The organism is Mesorhizobium sp. WSM4810 (assembly GCF_055811235.1).
The window spans coordinates 25334-30162 of the sequence record NZ_JBVVQV010000047.1 but is presented as its reverse complement, the minus strand read 5'-3'; the positions used below and the strand labels follow the sequence as shown (position 1 = coordinate 30162).

Here is a 4829-nt window from a genome sequence, read left to right as displayed (position 1 = left end):
ATCGCAACGTATGTCTTCTTTTCCATGCCAAACCAGCGCTCGCATGCTTAATCTCCGTAGGCCCGGTTCGCGGCGTCGCGAGAGCGAGCTCGGCCGCTTTCCTTCAGGCTGCGAATTAGCTTTCCGAGGTCCAACCGCGAGGCAGCATCCATGTTCCCCGCCTCCGTTAAAAAACTTAGACCGGCTTTTGAAGGTGGCGCTGTTGGCAGTGTCGGAGCGTCGAGAAGGCGGTGGCCGCCCTGCCGGACATCGTTAAGAAGGTCAAGGAAGCATCTACGTTTCCCGGCTTCGCCGTTGCGGTGGTGCATGGCGGCAGATGATCCTTGACCAAGGCTATGGCCTTCGCAGCAACCGGGATGACACCCTCTAAGGTCAGCAGCACCACCATCTTCCAGGTCTCCTCGGTGTCGAAGGCGATCTCGGCCACAGTGGCCGCCATCGCCATGACGAAGGACCACAGCTTCGACTGGGATACCTCGGTCGGCAAGGCCTGGGACCGCTTCCGCCCCAATCTCGACTACGTATCGGGCGACGCCACCATCGGCGACTCTTCGTTCCTCGCTCCGGCCTGCGTCCGGCGGCGGGCAGCGAGCTCGAGGATCTCGGTCCAGCGCAAGCAGATCGTCGTCCCGCGGCTGATTGGTCGGCTCGTGCTGATCTGGGGCTTTCCGCTGTCGCTGTGGCTGCCGAGAGACGCAGGGTTCGAGCGATAGATGAAGCCCTGGGCAATTCCTTGGGGGTCTATGGCGGGCGAGGGTTGCCAAGCACGTCCGGATCGGCGCGAAGACTCGATGCGGATGCATATCGCCAATGGTAGCGCCAACCCGTTTGATTGCCGATTTTGTGCCGGGATGCTTGGAGTCTAGCACGCCAACGGTGCATGAGCTTTTGGACAGCAACCGCGAATGACTGCTGAGCCTGAGAACTTGGGGTCCATCTGATAGCGAGTCATTTGGCCAAGTCTGGCAACGGGCAATTGGAATGCCGACCACAGATGCCTAAGCCGCTATCGACCAGCCGCTGCCGTTTCGTCCTAGAAAGAATCCACAAAGCCGTAGCCCCCCGGATTCGCGACTTGCTCAGGAAACCTCGCAATGCACGCATTGCTAGACAGTGCGGCACTCTATTCTCATGGCGCACGATCCGATCACACGCTGGGCAAGGCAACGGTTGCCGCTTTGCGACGTTGCTGAAAGCCGAGCGTCGGCAACTGTGCCGCCCAACGGAACACCGGGCGCGTCGCGGCCGTTTTGTCCCAGAATCGGAAGGTGAGACGTGGATAGAGTGACCTCCAATGCCGGAAAGGCTGAGCAGTGCGAACTTGCAACAGGAGGAGAAGCCGAACCGCCAGCTGCCGCGGTAGCTGCGGCATTGGTCAGCGCGTTGGAAACCACTCGAAATGGGGACATGCTCCATATCGCGAGTTCCGAACGCAGTGCCGCTGACATCACACAGGCATTGCGCCACTTCCTCCCAGCAGCTGACATCCTGTATTTGCCGCCGTGGGATTGCCTGCCATACGACAGGGTGTGGCCCACTCGCGCCACTATGGGACGGCGGGTCAGCGTTGTTCATGCTGTTGCGGCCGCTACGAAAAGACCCCGCATCACGGTTACTTCGGTCGAATCTGCCGTGCAGAGGGTACCGCCTCCCTCGGTAATCGGCCAGGGTTTCGCCACCCTGCAGATTGGGCAAAAGGTGGACCCGAGGGCACTTCGGGTATTGGCTGAGAGAACTGGCTATGTTGTCGACGATCGGGTCGATGAACCAGGCGAGATAGCCATCCGCGGCGATCTTATCGACGTTTTTCCTGCTGACCGTGATCGCCCTATTCGTGTTGTACTGGGTCCTGGCGGCACCATCTCCGAACTTAAGGCATACGACCAAATCACTCAACGAAGCGAGCGATCGCTGCACAGAGTCGTAGTTGGCCCGGCGTCTGAGCTTATGTTGGAATCCGGCAACGAGTTCGACCCTGCAGCGATGCGCACCATCCCGATGGAGGAACGCCTGGTCTCGCTCTACTCCGACTTGCCGGCGCTCTTCGATGTCGCATCAACAGCTAACATCTGCTTCCTGGATGGATTGGAAGAAATTTCGCTCGCTCGCGTCTTGGACCTCATAGAGGAGGCGTGGCGCGGCAGGCGGCAAGTTTCCACGGTGGCGCGGCCCGCGGCGAAACAATTTTATTTGTCGCGTGAGGAATGGGACGACTCGCTACGGGATCGCCAGTGCCTGCGTCTTAGGATCCCGGTTGGTCGAATTCCCAAATTCTTCCACCTGCCGCGAGCCGGGCACGAATTCGCCGAGTTCGCCCAGGCGCGCACAAGCTCGGGGTTTAGTGTGGTGGTCACGGGCGAAGCTTCGGAACTGCGCCGAGCAGAGCGGCTGCTCGACCGTAAGTTCGGTCGCAAGATGGACCCGGTCGCCGATTGGCCGCAAATCCTCTCTGTCGAAAGAGGCTCTCTTCTCAAGGCGGAATTCGATCTCACGGATGGCTTTGTCGACGGGCCATCCCGAATTGCAGTCGTTGCGGCAGCGGACATATTCGGCCCGTCATCGACTGCAAACGCGGACTCCGGCAACGGCATAGCCGAACCCGAACTGCGGCTCGGCGATCTGGTTGTCCATGAAGACCATGGCGTGGGCGTCCTTGCCGCGATCGAACAAATTGAAGTGGCTGGCCTGCAACAGGATGTTGTGAAGCTTGAATATCATGGTGGCGCTTCCTTGCTGGTTCCAGTGGAGGAGTTTGGCCGTATATGGCGCTATGGATCCGAGCCAGATGCGATAGCCTTGGACCGACTAGATGGTGAAGGCTGGAAGAAGCGGCGCCAGTCTGCAGTCCGCGAGATCGAGAAGGTCGCCAAGCGGCTGGTCGCCATTGCGAAGGCCAGGTCCTGCCAATCCGCCGAAATGATCAAGCCGCCGCGTGCTGATCTTGCTCGCTTCGCGGCGCGATTCCCTTACCCCGCGACCCCCGACCAAGCCGCCGCAATCCGAGCCGTAATGGATGACCTGTCGTCGGGCAAAACGATGAACCGGCTGGTCTGCGGCGACGTCGGCTTTGGAAAGACAGAGGTGGCGCTTCGGGCGTGTGCTGCGGCCGCATTCTGCGGCAATCAGGTTGCTATCGTTGCGCCCACCACGGTGCTCGCGCGTCAGCACTACGATACGTTCTGCCGGCGTTTCGCAGGGTTCAACATCCAAGTTTCTCACCTGTCCAGGGTGGTCGGATCGACAGAGACAAGGAAAGTGAAGGATGGTCTGAGAAGTGGTAACATCGCAGTCGTCGTCGGGACCCATGCTATTGCGGCCAAAGGGGTGTCCTTTAGCCATCTCGGGCTGCTCGTAATCGATGAAGAGCATCGGTTCGGGGCCAAGCTGAAGCAATCACTGCGACGGTTGGCGCCATGCCTCCACACACTGACCATGAGCGCTACGCCGATACCCCGAACGCTTCAATTGGCGATGGCGGGCGCGCAGGAAGTCAGCGTCCTGAACACACCACCTGCCAAGCGGCGTCCGGTTCGCACCATCCTGGCTCCTTTCGATGCCGGTTCGGCCAAGGCTGCTCTATTGCGCGAATACCGCCGCGGGGGACAAAGCTTCTTTGTCGTACCACGCATAGATGACATCGAGACTGTCGTTGAACAACTGGGCAGGCTGGTTCCGCAGCTCTCGGTGAAGATCGCGCATGGCGAAATGAAAGGGCGTGAACTGGACGAGATAGTTGTCCGGTTCGGAGCAGGCGAAGGCGACATTTTGTTGGCCACTGACATCATCGAAAGCGGACTTGATATACCGCGGGCAAACACCATTCTCATTTGGCGGGCCGACCGTTTCGGACTTGCACAGCTCCACCAGCTTCGGGGTCGTGTAGGCAGAGGAAGGGTGCAAGGCATTGCACTTCTCTTGACCGAGCCCGGCAAGGAATTGGCTGAAGGCACAAGGTCCCGACTTTCGGCTCTTGTAGCTCTCGACCGGCTTGGCTCTGGCCTGGCCATCAGCCAAAGGGACCTCGACCTGCGCGGCGCCGGCGATCTTTTGGGCGAAGAACAGGCGGGCCACGTCAAGCTCATCGGCGTCGGGCTCTATCATCGACTGCTCGAGCGTGCCTCATCGATTGCGCGAGGCGAGCCCGGCTCTGACATGCAACTTCCGGACATCAACTTGCAGGCCGGAGGGTCATTCCCAGAAAGCTATGTGCGGGAGCCAGCCATACGCCTCAGCCTGTATTCGCGATTGTTCCGCATGAGCACGCATTTAGACGTCAATGCATTTGCCGACGAGGTGGAGGATCGCTTTGGAGCCATGCCGAGCGAAGCGGCCACGCTGCTGGAGGTTAGCCGACTGCGAATAGATGCAGCGGAGTTAGGCTTGAGCCAGGTCGACGTAGGACCCGAAGCGATTGCGATCACCTTCCGCACAAAGCCCTCCGCCTCGGTCCGGAAGAACATTTTAAGGCTGGACGGGTTCGAATTTCGACGAGGCCGCTTGCTCTGCAGGCCGTCAAACAAACCAGGCATCGCAAAACTCGAGGTTTTACGAAGCGTGATCCGTTCCATTCGCTCGGCACATTCGGCACGTGAGCTGAACGCGAGACCGATTACCGGTCAAAGCACAACCGGCAATGGCCCCTAGCAGCCAAGGCTGCAAGAAGATCAGTTTGCCGGATTCGGTCAAAGTCCACGACGAGACCTCGCCCCCCACCCCGGCGGCGGGGCCGTTGGCCATCAGCCCGGGGGAGATTTTAGGGAAACGAAAACACCAGCCCCCCCGCGCGCAACGCGCCCCCGGTCGGATTATTGCGCACCCGGTATTTGAAG

At 59.9% G+C, this 4829-nt stretch carries 2 protein-coding genes; both read left to right on the top strand.

What is annotated here, in order from left to right:
- Positions 1–323: 323 nt before the first annotated feature.
- Positions 324–713: a hypothetical protein gene (locus AC0L3O_RS33985; protein ID WP_473617952.1), complete on the top strand. Its 390-nt coding sequence runs from the start codon at positions 324–326 to the stop codon at positions 711–713.
- A 562-nt stretch (positions 714–1275) separates the two neighbouring features.
- Positions 1276–4644: a DEAD/DEAH box helicase gene (locus tag AC0L3O_RS33980; RefSeq protein WP_473617951.1), complete on the top strand. Its 3369-nt coding sequence runs from the start codon at positions 1276–1278 to the stop codon at positions 4642–4644.
- The last annotated feature ends 185 nt before the right edge of the window (positions 4645–4829 follow it).